Genomic DNA, 21,061 nt, shown 5'->3' with positions numbered 1-21,061 from the left:
GTGAAAAAAATTCTTCCTCTTGTAACGTTAGCTGCCATGACATCGATGTCCGCTTCGGCCGCAGATACATTAACCGTTTATACATATGACTCATTTGCCTCTGATTGGGGACCTGGCCCAAAAGTTGAAAAAGCGTTTGAGCAGAAGTGTGGTTGTGATCTTGAGTTTGTTGCTCTTGATGATGGCGTTACCATTTTAAATCGCTTGCGTTTAGAGGGTAAAAACAGCAAAGCCGATATCGTGCTAGGTTTAGACAATAATTTGATTGCAGAAGCGAAGAAGACCGGGTTATTGACTCAGCATAGTGTCGATACCAGCAGCGTTACTTTGCCAAACGGTTGGTCAGATACAACATTTGTTCCATTTGATTACGGCTACTTCTCTTTTGTTTACAACAAAGAGAGCTTAAAGAACCCACCTAAGAGCTTGAAAGAGTTAGTTGAACAGCGCGATGATATTAAAGTGATCTACCAAGATCCTCGCACTTCTACTCCAGGACAAGGTTTGATGCTGTGGATGAAGTCTGTCTATGGTGACGATGTGACTGGTGCATGGAAACAGCTGGCGGAAAAAACGGTCACTGTAACTAAAGGTTGGTCTGAAGCTTATAATATGTTCTTAAAAGGTGAAGCGGATATGGTGCTCTCTTACACCACCTCGCCGGCTTATCACATTATTGCGGAGCAGAAAAACCAATATGTATCAGCGGATTTTGCTGAAGGTCACTACACGCAAGTAGAAGTTGCGGCTAAAGTGAAAAGTAGCAAAAATCAGACGTTAGCGGATCAATTTATGGCCTTTATCTTAAGTGATGAGTTCCAAGAGGTCATGCCTACTGGGAATTGGATGTACCCAGTGACAGAGGTTGAGCTACCAGAAGGGTTTGAGCAACTTACTATCCCGTCAAAATCACTGACATTTAACTCAGATGAAATTGCTGAGAATCGTAAAACTTGGATTCGTGAGTGGCAGCACTCAGTCAGCTTCTAATGTTGTTCTATTGATGTCTATCGATAAAAAACAGATGCCCGGCATAGCGATTGCCGGGTTTATTTTTGTTTTTGTAGGCTCTGCCATTACGGCGTTGCTGTTGCAATCTCCAACTTTAGATCTCAGTGCCATCTGGTTTGATCCCTACTATCGACACGTCACTACTTTCAGTTTTTACCAATCCTTTTTATCTACCTTATTGAGTGTTGGCCTCGCTATTCCCGTTTCTCATGCTCTGTCACGTCGCACCTTCCCAGGTAAAGCACTGCTTCTTAAACTGTTTGCCACTACTCTGGTACTCCCTGTCTTGGTCGGGGTGTTTGGTCTGCTCTCAATTTATGGTAACAGCGGTTTACTTTCACAGCTGTTGGCGGTGTTTGAGCAAAAATTACCTTTTTCTATCTACGGCCTTAATGGCATTTTATTGGCTCATGTCTTCTTTAATCTTCCATTTGCTACCCGTTTGTTATTGCAATCTCTCGACTCTATTCCAGCGGAGCAACATAAACTGGCGGCTCATTTAGGAATTAATCACTGGAATAAATTTAAATTGGTTGAGTGGCCGATGCTTCGTCAGCAGCTGCCCCATGTGGCTGGTTTGGTCTTTATGCTCTGCTTTACCAGTTTTGCCACGGTAATGGCACTGGGGGGGGGGCCAAAGTCCACCACGATTGAGCTGGCTATCTATCAGGCGATTAAGTTTGATTTTGACCTACAAGCAGGTGCACTGCTGGCATTGTGGCAGATGTTATTGTGCGGCCTACTGGCTATGGCCATACAGAGGATCTCTCGTCCTGTTCCGATTGCTAGTGGAAGTCGAGGTCATGTTCAGCGGTTGTATGGTGATTCAAAACTCGCTAAATATTGGGATATCAGTTGGATAGTACTGGTGGTTCTATTGGTTATTCCCCCGCTGATGTCGGTGGTTGCATACGGTGTGAATGAGCGATTTTTTGATGTCGTTAGTAGTTCGAACTTTTGGAGTGCCATTAAAAGCTCTCTATTGGTAGCGACGTTTGCCGCAACGTTATCTCTTATTGCAGGTTTGTTTATTTTGATAGCCAGCCGAGTATGGCGCTTGGCTGGGATGAATTTTCGTTCAGATAAGTTGGAGTTAATTGGCACTATTATTCTGGTAACACCAGGGCTGGTAATAAGTACCGGGATATTTTTGTTGCTTCGAGATGTTACGGATGTATTTCGTTTAGCGATAGTCATCGTCATCGCAGTCAATGCGTTGATGGCACTACCTTATGTGATAAAAACCTTAGCGCAACCCATGCTGCATATCGCTCAACAATATGACACCTTGTGTGCCAGCTTAGGTATATTGGGTTTTCACCGTTTTTGTCTGATTGAGTGGCGAGCATTAAAGGCGCCAATTATTCATGCCTTTGCGATTAGCTTTGTATTGTCGATGGGGGACATCAGCGCGATATCACTGTTTGGAAGTCAAGATTTTAATACGCTACCTCTCTATCTGTTTCAACTGCTTGGCAGTTATCAGATGGATGCTGCTGCGGTAGTGTCACTGTTTCTATTACTATTCAGTGTTGGGGTATTTGTGGTGCTTGAAAGGGTATTTATGGTGAATAAAAAAGGGACACACAATGATTAACTTCTCCAACGTTCAATATCAATACCAGCAAGAGAGATTCAATTTTGAACTGGATATTGAAGCAGGAAGTGTTGTTGCCGTGTTAGGAGCCAGTGGGGCAGGTAAAAGCACCTTATTGCACTTAGCAGCGGGTTTCATTGATCCGGCTGTTGGCGATATTTTTGTAGAAGGAGCACGAGTTAACGGCCTTGCTCCTCATCAACGCCCACTCTCTATGTTATTTCAAGAGCATAACCTTTTTGCGCATCTTAGCGTGGCCGATAACATAGGTTTAGGGTTAGAACCCAGTTTGAAACTGAGTGTGCAGCAACAAAAGAAAGTCATCGAAGTGGCAAAACAGGTTGGGGTAGATGCGTTATTGTTCCGCTTACCAGAGCAATTATCAGGTGGCCAGAAACAGCGAGTGGCCCTAGCACGTTGTTTTGCCCAAGAGCGTGCTCTACTGCTGCTTGATGAACCATTTTCTGCTCTCGATCCTGTGTTGAGGGAGGAGATGTTATTGACCGTTAAACAGCTGGCCGCGATGAATCAAGTGACCGTATTAATGGTGACTCATCACATTTCAGATGCCCTCAATATTGCTTCCCATTATGCCTTTATTGAGCAGGGAGCAATTGCCAGTTTTGACTCGATTGGGAAGCTGACTGCTGAACATCCTCTGCTCAGTTTGGGTCAATTTGTAAAGTCGGGTCAATAGTTTACTTTTGGTCGTTCAAAATTTGCAGTTGATAGTATAATTACTAGTGATCTTGTTACCATCTTAACGTAGAATCATCGCCCATTTTATCCTCTTAATTTAAGGTCTATTACCATAATGCCATTTGCTCTCGGACAACGTTGGATCAGTGATACAGAAAGTGATTTAGGATTGGGAACGGTCGTTTCAGTAGACGTTCGTACCGTAACGATTATGTTTTCCGCTTCTGAAGAGAATCGTTTATACGCAAAAAGCGATGCGCCTGTGACACGAGTTATGTTCAATGTTGGTGATAACGTTGAGAGCTATGAGGGGTGGAGCCTTAACGTTGAAGAGGTTCGAGAAGACGCTGGCACACTTATCTATGTAGGGACACGTTCTGACACCGAAGAGACTGGTGTGGTATTGCGTGAGATCATGTTGAGTCATCAGATTCGATTCAATAAACCACAAGATAAGTTGTTTGCAGGGCAGATTGATCGTATGGATCGATTTACGCTGCGCTATAACGCATTAAATAATCAATTTGCACAGCATAAGAGCCCAATGCGAGGCTTATGTGGGATGCGTGCAGGTTTAATTCCTCATCAGCTATTTATTGCTCACGAAGTGGGGCGTCGTTATGCACCTCGAGTGCTACTGGCCGATGAAGTGGGGTTAGGCAAAACCATTGAAGCGGGCATGATCCTTCATCAGCAAGTGTTGTCCGGCCGAGCGGAGCGTGTCCTTATCTTGGTTCCAGAGACGCTTCAGCATCAGTGGTTGGTTGAGATGATGCGCCGTTTTAATTTGCACTTCTCCATTTTTGATGAAGAGCGCTGCGTTGAAGCGTATGCCGATGCAGAGAACCCATTTGAAACCGCACAGTTTGTTCTATGTTCACTGGATTTTGTTCGCCGAAGTAAGCGACGCTTTCAGCAGGTACTGGATGCCGAATGGGATCTATTGATTGTTGATGAGGCGCATCACCTTGAATGGAGCCAAGACAAGCCAAGCCGAGAGTATCAAGTGGTAGAAGCGATCGCTGAACAGACTGCGGGTGTTCTACTATTAACAGCAACACCAGAGCAGTTGGGTCATGAGAGTCACTTTGCTCGTCTGCGTCTATTGGATCCCGACCGCTTTTATGATTATCGTGCGTTTGTTGAAGAGGAGCGCCAGTACGAACCTGTGGCTGATGCTGTTGCGACCTTATTTTCGGGGGATCCTCTTTACAATGAGGCCAAAAATAGCATCACCGAACTGTTGTCAGAGCAGGATGTTGAGCCACTGCTGAGAGTGATTGAGTCATCAGATGTTGATGATGAGCAGCGCGCTGAAGCCAGACAAGAGTTGATTGATAACTTAATGGATAGGCACGGTACTGGCCGAATTTTGTTTAGAAATACACGTTCAGCCATTAAAGGATTCCCGCAGCGTAATCTACACCTACTGCCAATGGAAACTCCCGCTCAATATGTTACCTCTATGCGTGTCGCCAATATGATGGGTGGTCAACTAAGCGCAGAAGAGAAAGCGGTGAAAAACCTCTATCCAGAAGAGATATTTCAAGAGTTTGAAGGTGAAGGTAGCTCATGGTGGCAGTTTGACCCACGAGTGAACTGGTTGCTTGAACTGTTAAAAGAGAAGCGCAATAAAAAGATTTTGGTTATCGCCTCTCGAGCCTCAACGGCACTGCAACTTGAACAAGCGCTACGTGAGCGTGAAGGCATTCGCGCGTCAGTTTTTCATGAAGGGATGTCCATTCTAGAGCGTGATAAAGCGGCAGCCTATTTTGCGCAAGATGAAGCGGGTGCTCAGGTACTGATCTGTTCAGAGATTGGCTCAGAAGGTCGAAATTTCCAGTTTGCTAGTCACTTAGTCATGTTTGATTTGCCGTTTAACCCAGATCTGTTAGAGCAACGTATTGGACGTCTTGATCGCATCGGTCAATCTAACGATATCGATATCTACGTGCCATATTTAACCACCTCTTCTCAGCAGCTACTGGCTCGCTGGTTTAACGAAGGACTGAATGCTTTTTCTGAGACCTGTCCAACTGGCCGTGCGGTGTATGAACAGTTCTCTGATCGTATTATCGAAATGTTGGCTTCTGGAAACTCTGATGATCTTGACGCGGTGATTGAAGAGTCTGCTGCAATGAATCAGGGGTTAAAAACTCAAATGGAGCAGGGTCGAGACCGTTTGTTGGAGATGCACTCAAATGGTGGGGATAAAGCGCAAAAGATTGTAGAGAAAATAAGCGCAGCGGATGGTGATACTAATCTGGTCACGTTTGCCTTAAGTCTGTTTGATACCGTTGGATTAAACCAAGATGATAATGGCGAAAATGCGATTATCATTACTCCCTCTGAGCATATGATGGTCTCCAGTTACCCAGGCCTGCCAGAAGAAGGCTGTACCATTACCTTTGATCGCGAAACGGCGTTATCACGTGAGGATATGCACTTTATCAGCTGGGAGCACCCAATGATTCAAGGGGGTATTGATCTCTTATTGAGTGAAGGCGTTGGTACCTGTGCGGTATCACTATTAAAGAACAAAGCACTGCCTGTGGGAACTCTGCTGCTAGAGCTTATCTATGTGGTTGATGCACAAGCACCAAAGCGCAGTGGTATCGCAAGGTTCTTGCCAAAAACACCAATCAGAATGCTGATGGATGGCTCAGGTAATGATCTCTCCGCTAATGTGGAATTTGAAGGTTTTAATCGTCAACTTAGCCCAGTGAACCGTCATCTAGGCAGTAAATTAGTGAACTCGGTACAAGGAGATGTACACCGTTTGATTGAGGCTGCTGAACCTAAAATGGTTGATCACCTTGCATCGGTCCGTGCAGCAGCGAAAGGTGACATGCAAGGAGCCTTAAACAGTGAACTGCAGCGTCTTCAGGCTTTGAAAGCGGTTAACCCAAACATTCGTGAAGATGAATTGACGCAGATTGAAGAGCAGATTGAGAGTTTGACCAGTTACATTGATAAAGCGCAGGTGCAACTGGATTCACTGCGTTTGATTGTTGTTAGTCATAATTAATCGCGCCACTGTTGAGTTTTAATATGTCTGTTATTGAGTATCACCCACCGACTGACCCTTGGTTAGAGATTGTTTATCAAGATGAGCATATTCTTACGGTCAATAAGCCTGCCGGGTTGCTGTCAAATCCTGGTAAACACCCCGATCACTATGACAGTGTCTGGTCTCGAGTGATCGCTGAGTTTCCAGAGGCGCAGCTGGTGCATCGCTTGGATATGGCAACTTCAGGCTTGATGGTGTTTGCTCTGCATAAAGAAGCAGAGCGTCATATAAAAAAGCAGTTTCAATACCGATTGACGCACAAAGTCTACTACGCTCGAGTGTGGGGAAGAGTTGAGCAACAGCAAGGGGAGATTGATCTTCCTCTGATTTGTGACTGGCCAAATAGGCCTAAGCAGAAAGTCTGTTATGAACATGGCAAGCAGTCTCAAACTCGATACGAAGTGATTGCTTACGAAGATCAAACCACGTTGGTGAGGTTGCTGCCTGTCACAGGACGCTCCCATCAACTCCGGGTACATATGATGGCACTAGGGCATCCTATTGTTGGAGATGAGTTTTATGCCTGTGAAGCGTCAAGAGCGTTTTCAGAGCGTCTACAGCTACACTCTGCTGAGTTAAGTCTTTATCACCCTCACAGCAATCAACTGACTCATCTCTTTGTTCCGTGTGATTTTTATCCTGAGGCGAGAGGCGATGTATTACCAGCCATTGAGCGGCCAGTTGAACTGCCAGATTATAAGTTACTTGTCTCTTCGTAGTGTTGATTAAATTGCGGGCAAAAAAAAGGATGAGACGTAGGCTCTCATCCTTAGCTATTTTGGGTGGCCATTTATACTGAGTAATCAAATAAGTCACAAACAGAATCAAATAACTCTACCGTCGAGACATTGAGTGTCGGTGTAATAAAGATAGTATCATCACCCGCAACAACCCCTAAAATCCCTTCAGATTTACCTAATGAATCCAGTAATCTCGCAATGAGCTGAGCGGCACCAGGCCCAGTATGAATAACAACAATCGCTTGGTTGCGATCGATATCCATGACTAAATCTCGTAGTGGACTTGTGGTGGTGGGTACCCCAAGTTCAATTGGAAGGCAGTAGACCATTTCCATTTTGGCATTACGAGTTCTCACCGCGCCATATTTGGTCAACATACGTGATATTTTTGATTGGTTTATATTGTCAAAGCCTTGGTGTTTAAGGGCATCAACAATTTCGCCTTGTGAGCCAAATCGTTCTTCTTTCAGAATAGCCTTAAATGCTTTGACCAAGTGGTCATTTTTTTCAGTATTTCGCATATCAATTATTTCTAAGAGAGAGGAGGAACTCATATTTTCGCATATATTGATAAAAAACATCAAACAAAGTCATAGAAATGGTGTCCAAGTCACTATGTAGCGGTGTTAACTATATGAACGCTATGTAGGTTAAATGTAAAATAAGTTATATTCTTTAGTCGTATGTGTATTGAGTGATGCGGTTAGCCCGTATAGAATACAAACTCGTAGGCTCCTAAAGCTGATGGTTCTGGATTGAAATTCAGTAATGCTTACGATAACTTTAGAGAATACTGAATCTTATAAAATTTCGAGAATATAACTTCGAGCGTAAAGGAGAACGAATATGAAAGTTGCTGTGATTGGAGCTGCTGGTGGCATTGGGCAAGCTCTTGCCTTACTACTGAAAAACAATTTGCCAGCGGGATCGGATCTTGCTTTGTATGATATCGCACCTGTGACTCCTGGCGTTGCTGTCGATCTGAGCCATATCCCAACACCAGTTTCTATTAAAGGTTACTGTGGTGAAGATCCATCTCCAGCACTAGAGGGTGCTGATGTGGTCCTTATCTCTGCTGGTGTCGCTCGTAAACCAGGTATGGATCGTTCTGATCTGTTTAATATCAATGCAGGGATTGTGAAGTCTTTAGCGGAGAAAGTGGCTATCTCATGCCCAGATGCATGCATAGGTATTATTACTAACCCTGTAAATACGACAGTAGCGATTGCTGCTGATGTATTGAAAAAAGCCGGTGTGTACAATAAACGTAAACTATTTGGTATCACGACGCTGGATGTTATCCGCTCTGAGACTTTTGTCGCTGAGCTAAAAAACAGAGCGGTCGGTGAAGTGAGTGTTCCGGTTATTGGTGGTCACTCAGGTGTGACGATTCTTCCTCTTCTCTCTCAAGTAGAAGGTGTTGAGTTTACTGCTGAAGAAGTGACTGCTTTGACTCCTCGTATTCAAAATGCAGGTACAGAAGTAGTAGAAGCTAAAGCAGGCGGTGGTTCTGCTACGCTCTCTATGGGTCAAGCGGCGTGTCGTTTTGGTCTCTCTTTAGTTAAGGCACTACAAGGCGAAAAAGGCGTTGTAGAGTGTGCTTATGTTGAGAGTGATAATCCTCATGCTCGTTTCTTTGCTCAACCAATCTTATTGGGTAAAGAGGGCGTTGAAGAGGTACAGAGCTATGGTAAGTTGAGTGATTTTGAGCAACAAGCCTTAGACAGCATGTTAGATACGCTAAAAGCGGACATTAAGCTGGGCGAAGATTTCGTCTAACCATTTAAATAAAAGTCATCTAATAAARAAGGAAGCGACTCGGTCGCTTCCTTTTTTCATCCTGTAGATGCCATAGCTTATAGCTAGCTGCCAGATATTAACTGCTACGACGTACTGCCATATGAGCAAGTGCCTTTAACGCCTCTTTATACTCAGACTCTGGAAGAATCGTTAATTCAGCGATTGCTTTGTCTGCTTCTTCTTCCGCTTTTTGGCTGGTATAAGCAAGGGATCCTACTTGATCCATTGCGGCTAAGATTGGAGTTAACTGGTCCAAACCGTTGCCATTCTCGATCGCTTCTCTGATCATGGCTGCTTGTTGTTGATTACCATGTTTCATTGCATGTAATAGAGGCAAGGTCGGTTTTCCTTCAGCAAGATCATCGCCGACGTTTTTGCCCATCTCTTCACCGTCAGCGGCGTAATCCATAACATCATCAATAAGCTGAAATGCCGTTCCTAAGTATTTTCCGTAATTTTGCATTGCGGTTTCTATCTCAGGTGAAGCGTCATTTAACATCGCGCCAATTTGCGTTGCCGCTTCAAACAGGCGTGCGGTTTTTGAGTAGATGACCTGCATGTAGCTCTCTTCAGTGGTGTCTGGGTTATTGCAGTTCATTAATTGTTGAACTTCGCCCTCAGCGATCACATTAACAGAGTCACTCATTAAACCTAGGATCTTTAAGGATCCTAAACTGGTCATCATTTGAAATGAACGGGTATAGATAAAATCGCCAACCAGTACACTGGCAGCATTACCAAATGCAGCGTTGGCTGTTTCTTTACCACGTCGCATGTCCGACTCGTCGACAACGTCATCGTGCAGTAATGTGGCGGTGTGGATGAACTCAATGAACGCTGCAGCCATGGTATGCTTTTCACCATGGTATCCGAGCGCTTTTGCTGATAAAACGGCGAGCATTGGTCGTAGGCGTTTTCCGCCGCCACTGATAATATAAAAACCAAGTTGATTGATTAATGCTACGTCAGAATTAAGTTGAGCGAGTATCGTTTCGTCTACTTTTTTCATATCGTCAGCAGTAAGCGCTTGGATAGTTTTAAAATCCATCATAGGTCCAGCAAGTAAAAGGCCTGAGCAGGCAAGTGAATTTAATTTATTCAACGAATAGTACACCAAAACAGCCTCGACTATACAATTTATGTGTGACTAAAGGGGGCCCAAATAAATTTGTTTAGCTTTTCGCCATTTTTCTTCACTTTATGGCTTGTCAGCAGTAAATCATTCGCGTAGAATCCACGCCCTATTGATGAGTATAAACGCATACCCATTTTGTCCCAAGAGGCATTAGGCTGTGCGGAAGAAAGCGGAGTAAAACATGTACGCTATTTTCCAAAGTGGTGGTAAACAACACCGTGTAAGTGAAGGTCAAACTCTTCGCTTGGAAAAACTAGACGCTGAAACTGGCGCAACTGTTGATTTTGACAGTGTTCTTATGATTGCTAACGGTGAAGAAATCACTGTAGGTGCACCTTTAGTTGCTGGCGCGAAAATTACTGCTGAAGTAGTTAAGCACGGTCGTGGCGATAAAGTAAAAATCGTTAAGTTCCGTCGTCGTAAGCATTCTCGTAAGCAAATGGGCCATCGTCAATGGTTCACTGAAGTCAAAATTACTGGCATCAGCGCTTAATTTAAGGAGCATATAAAATGGCACATAAAAAAGCTGGCGGTTCTACTAATAACGGCCGTGATTCAGAAAGCAAACGCCTAGGTGTTAAGCGTTTCGGTGGCGAATCTGTACTTGCAGGTAACATCATCGTTCGTCAGCGTGGAACTAAGTTCCACCCTGGAAACAACGTAGGTTGCGGTAAAGACCACACTCTATTCGCTCTTACCGAAGGTAAAGTGAAGTTCGAAGTTAAAGGTCCTAAAAACCGTAAGTTTGTAAGCATCGAAGCTGAGTAATTAGCCTCAAGATGAATTCTAAAGCCCTGCCTATATGGCGGGGCTTTTTATTTATAGATGCCGAGTAATAAAAAGATCCTAGTGATCTTAGTTTCGATCAATAACTGCTATAGAAGCGAATTGAGTTTCTCAGCTTTATATTCTGACCTAAACTTACTGTAAGAGTATTTTGTGTCTAGTTATCAATCGACACACAACGCGATAGTGCGGAGAAAAACATGAAATTCGTTGATGAAGCGGTAATAAAAATTGAAGCGGGAGATGGCGGCAGCGGTGTCGTTAGTTTCTGGCGTGAAAAATTTGTTGATAAGGGCGGCCCAGACGGCGGCGATGGCGGTGATGGCGGTGACGTTTATTTACTTGCCGATAATAATTTAAACACATTGGTCGACTATCGTTTCGAGCGTTTCCATAAAGCGGAACGTGGAACCAATGGTAGTGGCGGCAACTGTACGGGTAAACGCGGTCAAGACAAAGTGATCAAAGTTCCTGTAGGGACTCGTGCGACAGACCTTGAAACCGGTGAAGTCGTTGGTGAGCTTACCGAGCACGGCAAAAAGCTGATGGTTGGTAAAGGTGGGTGGCATGGCTTGGGCAACCAACGCTTTAAATCATCGGTTAACCGTGCACCACGTCAAAAGACACTTGGTACGCCAGGTGAAGTTCGTGAACTGCGCTTAGAGTTACTTCTCCTAGCGGATGTTGGTATGTTAGGCCTGCCAAATGCGGGCAAATCAACCTTTATTCGTGCTGTTTCTGCTGCTAAACCGAAAGTAGCAGATTACCCATTTACGACCTTGATCCCTAGCTTAGGTGTGGTTCGTGTTGGTGCTGGTAATAGCTTTGTGGTTGCTGATATACCGGGTCTGATTGAAGGTGCTGCGGATGGTGCTGGTTTAGGTATTCGATTCTTAAAGCATCTTGAGCGTTGTCGTGTGTTATTACACATGGTTGATCTGCAGCCTGTTGATGGCAGCGATCCAATACAAAATGCACTGACGATTATTGCTGAACTTGAACAGTACAGTGAAAAAGTATCAGCAAAACCAAGATGGTTGATCTTCAATAAAGTGGATCTTATGTCTGAAGAGGAAGCGGATGAGAAGATCACTGAGATCCTTGAAGCCCTTGCTTGGGAAGGCGATCACTTTAGAATTTCTGCAGTTAATCGCATTGGAACTAAAGAGCTGACTTATAAACTCTCAGACTTTATGGAAAACTTAGCCCCTGAAGAGATCGTTGAAGAAGCTTCGGATGATAAAGTGGACTTTAAGTGGGATGATTATCATAAAGACGCCATCGCAGGTAAACATGTGGTGACTGAAGATGATGACGATTGGGATGATTGGGATGACGAAGATGATGGTCATGTCATCTACGTAAGAGACTAATCCTCAGCAATACTTATAAAAGTCGCATTAATTGCGACTTTTTTTATATAGGTCAATAAATCTGCTGGAAATGTGTTCACACTGTGGGTGTTAGTTTGTACAACAAGTGTAACGATGATCAGCAAGGAGCCGGTTGGATAATGACTGAAGATCAACAGAGAGCTATTTCAAGGGTAGTAGCAAAATCGGGGCAGATATTGCTACAACATGGTGCTGAAAGTACCTTAGTTGCCGATATCAGTCGCCGAATTGGTATTGCTGCAGGTGTGTGCGATGTGCACATTTCCCTATCAGCAAGCTCAATTGTGATCACCACTATGGTTGATGATCACTGTATGACGACGACTCGACGTTGTCCTGACCGAGGCATTAATATGCGGGCAGTAACAGAGACGCAACGTATATGTATCTTAGCTGAAAAAGGGCTTCTCAATCTCTCTCAGATCCAAGTAAAGCTCGATGAAGTCAGCGCGGAAAGATATAACCGATGGTTAGTTGTGGTGATGATAGGCTTATCATGTGCCTGCTTTAGTCATTTGGCAGGTGGCGATTGGCCAGTATTCATAATGACATTTCTCGCCTCATCAATAGGTATGATTGTTCGGCAAGAGATTGGTCATCGTCACTTTAACCCGCTGCTTAATTTTGGAATTACCGCATTTGTCACCACATTGATATCCGGGCAAGCCGTGGTCTATCAGATTGGTGAACAACCTTTTCTTGCCATGGCTTCATCCGTTTTGATGTTGGTACCTGGTTTCCCCCTCATTAACGCGATCGCAGACATGGTTAAGGGCTATATCAATATGGGTATTGCACGTTGGACCATGGCTTCTTTGCTGACGCTTTCGACCAGTTTAGGAATTGTTGCTGCTATGAATCTTTTAGGAGTGTGGGGCTGGATAAATGGCTGATTTTCTGATTTTTTTGCTCGCTGTTGTTAATGATATGCTATTTGCTATGGTACCTGCCGTTGGTTTTGCGCTGGTATTTAATGTCCCAGTAAAAGCGTTAAAATACTGTGCGATTGGCGGTGCGATAGGGCATGGTACTCGATTTATCTTGATGCACTATGGCGTATCGATAGAGTGGTCGACGCTGTGCGCTGCGACGACGGTCGGTATGATTGGCGTACATTGGTCTCACCGATTTTTAGCCCACCCAAAAGTATTTACCGTTGCAGCATTAATTCCCATGGTTCCCGGTGTGTTTGCCTTTAAAGCAATGATCGCGGTGGTGGAAATTAACCAGATCGGATATAGCCCTGAATTGTGGGTGATGTTAATCGAAAACCTGATTAAAACGGTCTTCATTATCGCGGCATTAGCGATTGGCTTAGCGATGCCAGGTCTGCTTTTTTACCGCCGTAGACCAGTGGTATAATCCTCAAAAAGAGTTAATGGAATTTAGGAGTGACAATGAAAATCAGCATGATTGCTGCAATGGCAAAGCATCGAGTCATAGGCAGAGAGAACCAAATGCCTTGGCACCTGCCTGCTGACTTTGTTTGGTTTAAAAAATGCACTATGAACAAACCGATAGTGATGGGTAGGAAAACCTACGAGTCGATAGGCCGCCCACTACCGGGACGTCTTAATATCGTGATCAGTCGTGATAGCACGTTGAACATTAAGGGCGTGACCACGGTAACCAGTATTGAAGAAGCGAAGCGTGTGGCAGGTGAGTGTGATGAGTTAATGATCATTGGTGGAGGAAGTATTTATCAATCGTGTCTAGCGAGTGCTGACCGACTCTATCTAACCTATATTGATCTCGATGTTAAGGGAGATACGCTGTTTCCTGATTGGGGAGAAGGGTGGAGAGAGCTGAGTTCAGAGCACTATTGCTCGGATGAGAAAAATGCGCATGATATGAAGTTTGTGGTACTTGAAAGAGAGATCGATTAAGCATCAGAATGGAGTTGCTACTGCGGTTTAGGTAGCGACTCAAACCACGTCTTATCTTCCCACCTTAACATCGTCATTTTGTTGCCCCAAACACACCCTGTATCCAGTCCAATGACGTTTTTATCTTGGTAGCCCATCAATGCAGCCCAGTGACCAAAGATGATGGTAGGGATAATCGGCGTACGCGCTCGAAATGAGAACCATGGGATCAAACTGTTTTCATCCACTTGCTCTAAAGGGAGTTTACACGCCATGTCTAAGCGGCCATCTAAGTGACAGAATCGCATACGAGTAAAGGCATTAATGATGTACCGATAACGTTCAATACCATTCAGATCGGGCTGCCATTGATCCGGAGTGTTGCAGTACATATTAGCAAGTAACCATATCCACTGCTTGCTTTTTAATACACTTTCCACTTCACGAGCACACTCGGTTGCTGTGGCTAGATCCCATTGCGGCGAGATCCCTGCATGACACATAATGAAATTGTGACTAGGGTGCTGAGCGAGTAGCGGTTGCTGGCGTAGCCACAACAGTAAGGCTTCACTGTCTTCCGCTTCAAAAATAGCTCGGGTTTTGTCTTGATCTTTTATCGGGCAGATTCCTTGTGAAACCGCCAACAGGTGAAGGTCATGGTTGCCTAAAATGGTGACAGCAGAAGAACCAAGGTTTTTCACAAAGCGAAGTGTTTCTAGTGATTTTGGGCCACGAGCAACAAGATCTCCGGTTATCCAGAGTTGGTCACTCTCTCGATCAAATTGGACCATATCAAGCAGCTGAATCAACTCATCCAGACAGCCTTGAAGGTCACCAACAAGATAAGTCGCCACAATCAGTTAATTTATTATGTTCGGAATGGCGAGTAAAAACGGCTCAATCTCTACGTTGAACTCTTCCCCAAGGTGATCAATCATGGTGTAGTGCCCTTGCATCGTTCCGAGTGGGGTCTCAATGGCAGTTGCACTGGTATAGCGGTGCTCGTTTTTGGAAGCGATGACAGGCTGTTCACCAATAACGCCTTCACCGTTAATCACTAACTCTTTTTGATTGGAGTCAGTGATCAGCCAAAATCGACGCAATAACTGAACCTGTTGCTGACCTAAGTTTTTAATGGTGACTGTGTATGAAAAAACATAACGACCATTATCAGGCTCTGATTGCTCTGCCATATAGTGAGGCAGAACATGGCAGGTAACTAAGGGTTTATCTAAACTCATCTTCTCTCCTCACTAATCGACTATCTACTCTGAGTGATTGGCATTTAACCAGTTTGCCATTGCGACAAACTGTTCAAGGGTCAAATTTTCAGGTCGATGACTTGGGTTAATTCCTAACGCTTCAAGTTGCTCTTTATCCATTAAACCCTTGTAGCAGTTACGAACGGTTTTGCGTCGTTGGTTAAATCCTTCACGACAGACTCTCTCTAACCATTTCAAACTGTCTGCTGGATGAGGCAGTACTTCGTATGGGGTTAAACGAACCACGGCAGAATCGACTTTCGGTGGTGGTACAAATGCTGAAGGTGGTACTTCTAATACTGGCATCACTTTACAATAGTATTGTGCCATAACCGTCAAACGTCCATACGCTTTTGACCCTGGTCTTGCAGATAAGCGATTTACGACCTCTTTTTGCAGCATGAAGTGCATATCATGAACATCAGCATGAAATTCAAAGAGGTGGAACATTAATGGCGTAGAAATATTGTAGGGTAAATTACCAAAAATACGTAATTTGTTATTAGGTTTTATCAGCTGAGTAAAGTCAAAGCGCATGGCATCGCCTTCGTGGATAGTCAGCTTTGGCCCTAATTCAGGGTGGTTACGCAGACGCTCAGCTAAGTCTCTATCAAGCTCAATAACCGAAAATTTATCGACCATTTTACCAACAGGCTCTGTGATTGCTCCTAAACCTGGACCAATCTCTACCAGGTTTTGTCCTGGAAGTGGGTTAATTGCCGAGACAATCCCATCAATGACATAGGAGTCATTTAAGAAGTTTTGACCGAAACGTTTTCTTGCTTTATGACCTAGATGGACATCGTTGCTCATAGTCTATTTTCTACCAATTCAATTGCGTGAGATAGCGCTGTCTTAAAGCTACCTGTATCTGCTTTACCTGTGCCCGCTAAATCCAGTGCGGTGCCGTGATCGACGGATGTTCTTATAAAGGGTAAGCCTAATGTAATATTCACGGAATTACCAAATCCTTTAAATTTAAGTACTGGTAATCCTTGATCATGGTACATAGCTAACACTGCATCAGCATCGTCTAAATATTTATCTTGAAATACGGTGTCTGCAGGCAGAGGGCCAATAAGGTTGATCCCCTCTTCTGCTCTTAATTTTTCTAACGCGGGTTCAATCGTTTCAATCTCTTCGCGACCAAGGCAGCCATCTTCACCCGCGTGTGGGTTTAGACCACATACATAAATAGATGGTTTTTTGATACCGAATTTACTCTTGAGATCATCATTTAAGATACGTATTACTTGAGATAATCGATCTTGAGTAATGGCTTTTGATACATAAGCCAGTGGGATGTGAGTGGTCACTAGTGCGACTCGTAGCCCTTCGGTAGCAAGCATCATGACCACTTGTTGAGCGTTTGACTTCTCAGCAAAGAACTCTGTGTGGCCACTAAAAGCGACTCCTGCTCGGTTAATGACGCCTTTATGGACCGGACCGGTTACCACCGCATCAAAATCACCATCCATATTACCTTGAGCAGCAGAATCTAATGTTTCTAGAACGTAATGGCCGTTGAGCTCATTGAGGACTCCTGGAATCACTTCTGCTTTTAGTGGAATATCATGAACAACAAGTGTTCCTGCTCTGTGTGGTAGAGCAACACCTTTTGGTTGATATTCAATAATCTCTAACGGCAGCTCAAGCAGAGTTGCACGTTGTTGCAGCATTTCTGCATTAGCAAAGATGACGAGTTGATGCGGCCACTCTTGTTGAGCTAAAGAGAGGATTAAGTCAGGGCCTACACCTGCCGGTTCACCTGGAGTGATGGCGATTCGTTTAATTGATTTCATTAGTACTGCTATCGTTATCTGGTAAAATTTCAACGTAAGCGGCGGCGCGGATCTCTTGCAGCCATGCGCCTGCTTCTTCATTAAATTTACGATTCATTAAAATTCGGTATGCTCTGTTTTTAAGACTAGCATCAGTTCTGTCGACTTCTCGTTTGCCTTCCACTTCCACAATATGCCAGCCATGAACAGTTTTAAATGGCTTACTAATTTGACCTATTGCTAGCGTTTCAATTTGATGTTTAAACTCTGGGACATAGAGATCGGAGGTCTGCCAACCTAAACTTCCATTTTGCACTGCGGATCCCGGATCTTGACTGTACTGTTTTGCTAGCTCTGCAAAGGTGTATTGTCCAGACTGAATATCGGCAACAAACTCAGAAAGCTGTTTCTGAGCACCTTCATCACTCATAATCACCGTGGGTTTGATCAGAATGTGTCTTGCATTGATTTCGGTAACCGCGACGGTTTCAAGCCCTTTAACGTCTTCAATTTTTAAGATGTGAAAGCCTACACCACTGATAAAGGGGCCAATTATACTCGACTTACCTTGACCGGCAATCTGATCGGCAAAAATGGTTGGCATCTCCTCTTTTCTCATCCATCCCCAGTCCCCACCATTTAGGGCTTTAGGGCCTTTTGAGTAGGTATAAGCCATGGTTGAGAAATCGGCACCCTGTTTAAGGCGTTCCACCAATTCATTGGCCTGTTGCTCTAGCTCTTTTTTCTCTTCAGCGGTGGCACTATCCTGCGGACGGAGTTGAATGTGAGCGATTTGGTACTGTACTGTTGCTTGTGTCTCTTCAGCTAAAATTGACGCTAAGCTCTCAACTTCTTGCGGTAAGATGCTGATTCTTCGGCGAACTTGAGCATTTCTCGCTTCACTTGCCGCAATTTCACCACGAATCTGTTCACGAAAATCAGCATAAGAGAGACCTTGCTGTTCAGTTTTGTCTCTTAGTTGATCCAAGGTGATCTTGTTATTTTTGGCGATCTCATCGATAGCGGTGGCTAAACGAGTATCATCAATTTTGATGCCCATTTGGGTCGCCTGCTGGTTTTGGATGGTATCAACGATCAGTTTTTCCATCACCTGCTCACGCAATATGGACATCTCTGGTAAAGGTTGACCTTTTTGTTCTGCATTGATCTTGACGGTTTTGATGGCCGTATCAATATCGCTTTTTAGTACCACACCATCATTAACCACAGCAACAACACTGTCTAATTCTACTGGCTCTGATGATACCGAACTGCTCACTATCATCAGTAGTGCGCTAAATAGAGGAGACTTCCAATTTTTCATATTTTCATCCAAGGCATCGCACATAAATGAGAGGTAAATGGCTGCGCACTGTAGCACAGCTAAACGTCGAACTCATTATTATGGCAATTTTTCTGTTAAAAGAGCTTACGTTAGTTATTTAAATAAAAGGGGCGGCCATAACCAAGGGCATTGCCACCGTCACTAGAGCCGACAGCGGTATTGTTGCCTAAACCACGGATACCAACAGTAAAACCAATGTTGGACTCATACTCTGGACCCGGAGTTGGGGTTCCGACCCCATTAGGCCAGTCTCTGAGTTGATAGCTGTAAGTAAGACCAAATGACCAACAATCACTGAGATAAGTGACACCTGCCAACGACTCAATGGTAATGTCCTCATTGGTGTCATAAAAGTACTGTCCTTTAACCGACCAGCTTTTGTTGACATCAAATGCGGTCAAGAAACCCGCTTGAGATATTCCCTCTTCAGTATATTGATTGCTGTCTCTATCAATAAAGGCAACGGTTTTGCTGATGTAATCTTTAGTTACATAGCGGTAGTTAAGTTGAACATAGCCTTTATTATGACGGTATTCGATGGTGTTGTTAAGCAGCTGTAGCTCTTCTAGGTTAGAGTCATATTGCAAGCCACCGTGGTAGAACAGGTAGTCGTCATAGTTGAAGTCAGTTTCAATGGCCCAAGCACTTTTGTCTGAATCGGTGGAGTTATCGGTTGATGACTTTTCAAAGTAGTATATTTGGCCAAAGGCAATGTTCATTCGCTCTCTGTATTGGTCATCTAAGAATCGAGTGGTGGCACCAACACTGATCTGATTGGCTGGAGCAATATAATCGACACCACTGTATTTACGGCTGCGAAACAGCCCATAATAATCAGTTTGTAATAGAGTGGAGTCGTAACCACTGTAGATATCATCCTGCTCCACATCTTGGACATAAAGGTACTGTATTTGTGGCTCTAACGTTTGAAGGTAATCATCGATAATAAAGGTGGGTCTTTCAAAATAGAGCGTGCCACTGGTTTTAAACTCAGGCACAAAACGATTCGCTTCTTCCTCTAACTCTTTCAGTTCGGTAATGGTGTCATCAAACTCTTGTTGGTAGTAGGTATACATCATTTTCGCTTCTGAGGTCACCGACCACCCAGGGGCAGCAAAAGGGAGGCGTAGTGCTGGTTCAATATGCAGACGCGTCGCAGAAGGTTTAGTGGTATCGTCGGTTTCCAATCGGCTCACATGACTAAGCAGGTTGAAATCAAGTTCATTGAAAAACTGTGGTGCGTAGTAGTTAAATTCAACTTGTGGCATCAATCGGTAGGGTTTAGTAGCATCATCTAACACCTGAAAGTCACGAATTCGAACGGTGGTGTCCCAGTTTTGAACACGATAGGAGGCTTCTGCTGATTGCAGCAGCTGACCATCTTCACGGCTACCTATGCTGGAGTTAAGGTCTCGAAAGTAGTCGATATCACTGACTTGAGTGTAATCAACGGAGAACTTCCAACTCTCTTGGTAAATGCCACTGTGCGACCAGTTACTAGCCCAGCGAGTCCCTTGTTCAAGAAAGGCCTTATCTTCCGATAGATATTCCAGATCAAAACTGCCTTGTCCGGCATCAATCATGTATCGGAACTCCCCAAGAAATTGGGTACCACGCTTTTCCATATAATTAATGGTGGTCGTGGCATCATAGTTTTCAGCAAGATTCCAGTAGATAGGAACGGAGAGTTCTAAGCCATTTTTGCTGTCTAACTTTATACTCGGAATTAAAAGACCTGTCTTTCGAGTGTCCCCCACTGGAACGGTCAGATAGGGAGTATAAAAAATGGGGACGTCGAGTACTTCAAATCTCGCATTATAAAAGTGGGCCCACTCTTCGCTCTCATCGTATTCAATCGATGTCGCACTAAACTGCCAGCTGTTATCATCTATTGGGCAAGTGGTAAAAGATCCATCTTCCATCTTGTAGATAGCCTTGCCGCTCTTAAATATGTGAGCCGCTTCACCACGAGAGTTTTCACAACGTAACTCAAATTGAGCATTGGTCATGGTGCTATCTTCGGTGTCTAAATTAGTGATCACTTTATCTGATGTGGTGATCATATCGGCATCCGTAAACACCACATTACCTTCAGCGGTAACAATGTTTTCAGGTTGATGAAGGGTGATTTTATCGGCCTCAACGGTTTTTGGCCCTTGAGTGATGATGACATTGCCTTGGTAAGTGGCTCGGTTATTATTGCTTGACTCAACACTGTCCGCTTCGATGGTGACAGGAAGTTGTTTACTGTCTGTTTGACTGGCTGATTTTTTTTCTGCTTTACGCGTAGCACAGTAGTTCTCTGGTTGCTGACAAGCGCTTTTATCGTCTTGGTTTGCATTTTTCTCGGTGGCGCTGTTGTTGGCTAACGCAGCTGTGGAGGTGAGAGAAATACCAATCATGGTTGCAAGTAGAGAACGTGAAGTAAAAGACATCGAATTGAACTTTCCTGTTTGTTATATTTGATGTGCTGATAGACTCAGTACAAATATGGACGTATCCTGAACATATTATCCTCTATCTTAAAGGAAATTGCACATGCCGACACCTTTTTTGAGACAGGAAGTAAGGTAAAA

Annotated in this window: 20 protein-coding genes; 12 read left to right on the top strand and 8 right to left on the bottom strand. The window is 44.1% G+C overall.

What is annotated here, in order from left to right:
• The first annotated feature begins 36 nt into the window (after positions 1–36).
• From thiB to rluA, 5 genes are all read left to right on the top strand, one after another.
• The gene (thiB, locus tag L4C32_RS03340; RefSeq protein ID WP_428195492.1) at positions 37–990 is read left to right on the top strand and encodes a thiamine ABC transporter substrate binding subunit; all 954 of its coding nucleotides are present in this window, start codon (positions 37–39) and stop codon (positions 988–990) included.
• 13 nt (positions 991–1,003) lie between these two features.
• Positions 1,004–2,608, top strand: coding sequence for a thiamine/thiamine pyrophosphate ABC transporter permease ThiP (gene thiP, locus L4C32_RS03335; protein WP_428195491.1), 1,605 nt, complete (start codon positions 1,004–1,006; stop codon positions 2,606–2,608).
• Positions 2,601–3,305, top strand: coding sequence for a thiamine ABC transporter ATP-binding protein (gene thiQ, locus L4C32_RS03330; protein ID WP_428195429.1), 705 nt, complete (start codon positions 2,601–2,603; stop codon positions 3,303–3,305). Before thiP ends, thiQ begins: the two co-directional genes overlap by 8 nt.
• Positions 3,306–3,422: 117 nt before the next feature.
• Positions 3,423–6,335, top strand: a complete 2,913-nt coding sequence (gene rapA / locus L4C32_RS03325; RefSeq protein ID WP_428195428.1) for an RNA polymerase-associated protein RapA — start codon at positions 3,423–3,425, stop codon at positions 6,333–6,335.
• A 23-nt stretch (positions 6,336–6,358) separates the two neighbouring features.
• Positions 6,359–7,096, top strand: coding sequence for a bifunctional tRNA pseudouridine(32) synthase/23S rRNA pseudouridine(746) synthase RluA (gene rluA, locus L4C32_RS03320; RefSeq protein WP_428195427.1), 738 nt, complete (start codon positions 6,359–6,361; stop codon positions 7,094–7,096).
• A gap of 71 nt (positions 7,097–7,167) precedes the next feature.
• On the opposite strand, the gene argR is transcribed toward rluA, so the two are convergent.
• Positions 7,168–7,638, bottom strand: a complete 471-nt coding sequence (gene argR / locus L4C32_RS03315) for a transcriptional regulator ArgR (RefSeq protein ID WP_428195426.1) — start codon at positions 7,636–7,638, stop codon at positions 7,168–7,170.
• Positions 7,639–7,963: 325 nt separating this feature from the next.
• Between argR and mdh the strand changes: the two genes are divergently transcribed.
• Positions 7,964–8,896 (top strand): malate dehydrogenase, encoded by a 933-nt coding sequence (gene mdh / locus L4C32_RS03310; RefSeq protein WP_428195425.1) that lies wholly within the window; start codon positions 7,964–7,966, stop codon positions 8,894–8,896.
• 97 nt (positions 8,897–8,993) lie between these two features.
• Here the strand turns inward: mdh and ispB are convergent, their stop codons facing one another.
• A complete protein-coding gene (ispB, locus tag L4C32_RS03305; protein ID WP_428195490.1) occupies positions 8,994–9,965 on the bottom strand; it encodes an octaprenyl diphosphate synthase in 972 nt (323 codons plus the stop codon).
• Between the two features lie 268 nt (positions 9,966–10,233).
• On the opposite strand from ispB, the gene rplU reads away from it, so the two are divergent.
• From rplU to folA, 6 genes are all read left to right on the top strand, one after another.
• Positions 10,234–10,545: a 50S ribosomal protein L21 gene (rplU, locus tag L4C32_RS03300; RefSeq protein WP_428195424.1), complete on the top strand. Its 312-nt coding sequence runs from the start codon at positions 10,234–10,236 to the stop codon at positions 10,543–10,545.
• A 17-nt stretch (positions 10,546–10,562) separates the two neighbouring features.
• The gene (rpmA, locus tag L4C32_RS03295; protein WP_428195423.1) at positions 10,563–10,820 is read left to right on the top strand and encodes a 50S ribosomal protein L27; all 258 of its coding nucleotides are present in this window, start codon (positions 10,563–10,565) and stop codon (positions 10,818–10,820) included.
• Between the two features lie 218 nt (positions 10,821–11,038).
• Positions 11,039–12,211 carry an Obg family GTPase CgtA gene (gene cgtA, locus L4C32_RS03290; RefSeq protein ID WP_428195422.1) on the top strand — a complete coding sequence of 391 codons (1,173 nt, stop codon included), beginning with the start codon at positions 11,039–11,041 and terminating at the stop codon, positions 12,209–12,211.
• A gap of 140 nt (positions 12,212–12,351) precedes the next feature.
• A complete protein-coding gene (locus L4C32_RS03285) occupies positions 12,352–13,125 on the top strand; it encodes a threonine/serine exporter family protein (protein ID WP_428195421.1) in 774 nt (257 codons plus the stop codon).
• A complete protein-coding gene (locus tag L4C32_RS03280; protein ID WP_428195420.1) occupies positions 13,118–13,594 on the top strand; it encodes a threonine/serine exporter family protein in 477 nt (158 codons plus the stop codon). Before L4C32_RS03285 ends, L4C32_RS03280 begins: the two co-directional genes overlap by 8 nt.
• A gap of 35 nt (positions 13,595–13,629) precedes the next feature.
• The gene (gene folA / locus L4C32_RS03275; RefSeq protein WP_428195419.1) at positions 13,630–14,118 is read left to right on the top strand and encodes a type 3 dihydrofolate reductase; all 489 of its coding nucleotides are present in this window, start codon (positions 13,630–13,632) and stop codon (positions 14,116–14,118) included.
• Between the two features lie 17 nt (positions 14,119–14,135).
• Here folA and apaH read toward each other — a convergent pair whose 3' ends face one another.
• The 6 genes from apaH to lptD all read right to left on the bottom strand — a co-directional run bounded on the left by apaH (position 14,136) and on the right by lptD (position 20,920).
• Positions 14,136–14,951, bottom strand: a complete 816-nt coding sequence (gene apaH / locus L4C32_RS03270) for a bis(5'-nucleosyl)-tetraphosphatase (symmetrical) ApaH (RefSeq protein ID WP_428195418.1) — start codon at positions 14,949–14,951, stop codon at positions 14,136–14,138.
• 6 nt (positions 14,952–14,957) lie between these two features.
• Positions 14,958–15,338: a Co2+/Mg2+ efflux protein ApaG gene (gene apaG, locus L4C32_RS03265; RefSeq protein ID WP_428195417.1), complete on the bottom strand. Its 381-nt coding sequence runs from the start codon at positions 15,336–15,338 to the stop codon at positions 14,958–14,960.
• Positions 15,339–15,362: 24 nt separating this feature from the next.
• Complete coding sequence (gene rsmA / locus L4C32_RS03260) at positions 15,363–16,172, bottom strand: 16S rRNA (adenine(1518)-N(6)/adenine(1519)-N(6))-dimethyltransferase RsmA (RefSeq protein WP_428195416.1); 810 nt, start codon at positions 16,170–16,172, stop codon at positions 15,363–15,365.
• The gene (gene pdxA, locus L4C32_RS03255; protein ID WP_428195415.1) at positions 16,169–17,161 is read right to left on the bottom strand and encodes a 4-hydroxythreonine-4-phosphate dehydrogenase PdxA; all 993 of its coding nucleotides are present in this window, start codon (positions 17,159–17,161) and stop codon (positions 16,169–16,171) included. Before pdxA ends, rsmA begins: the two co-directional genes overlap by 4 nt.
• Positions 17,148–18,464: a peptidylprolyl isomerase SurA gene (gene surA, locus L4C32_RS03250; RefSeq protein ID WP_428195414.1), complete on the bottom strand. Its 1,317-nt coding sequence runs from the start codon at positions 18,462–18,464 to the stop codon at positions 17,148–17,150. The genes pdxA and surA overlap by 14 nt, the downstream gene beginning before the upstream one ends.
• Positions 18,465–18,574: 110 nt before the next feature.
• Positions 18,575–20,920 (bottom strand): LPS assembly protein LptD, encoded by a 2,346-nt coding sequence (gene lptD, locus L4C32_RS03245; RefSeq protein WP_428195413.1) that lies wholly within the window; start codon positions 20,918–20,920, stop codon positions 18,575–18,577.
• Between the last annotated feature and the right edge of the window lie 141 nt (positions 20,921–21,061).

Origin of the sequence: Aliivibrio kagoshimensis, from assembly GCF_050337105.1 — a bacterium.
GTDB classification, from domain to species: domain Bacteria; phylum Pseudomonadota; class Gammaproteobacteria; order Enterobacterales; family Vibrionaceae; genus Aliivibrio_A; species Aliivibrio_A kagoshimensis.
This window is presented reverse-complemented; position numbering and strand designations above follow the sequence as displayed.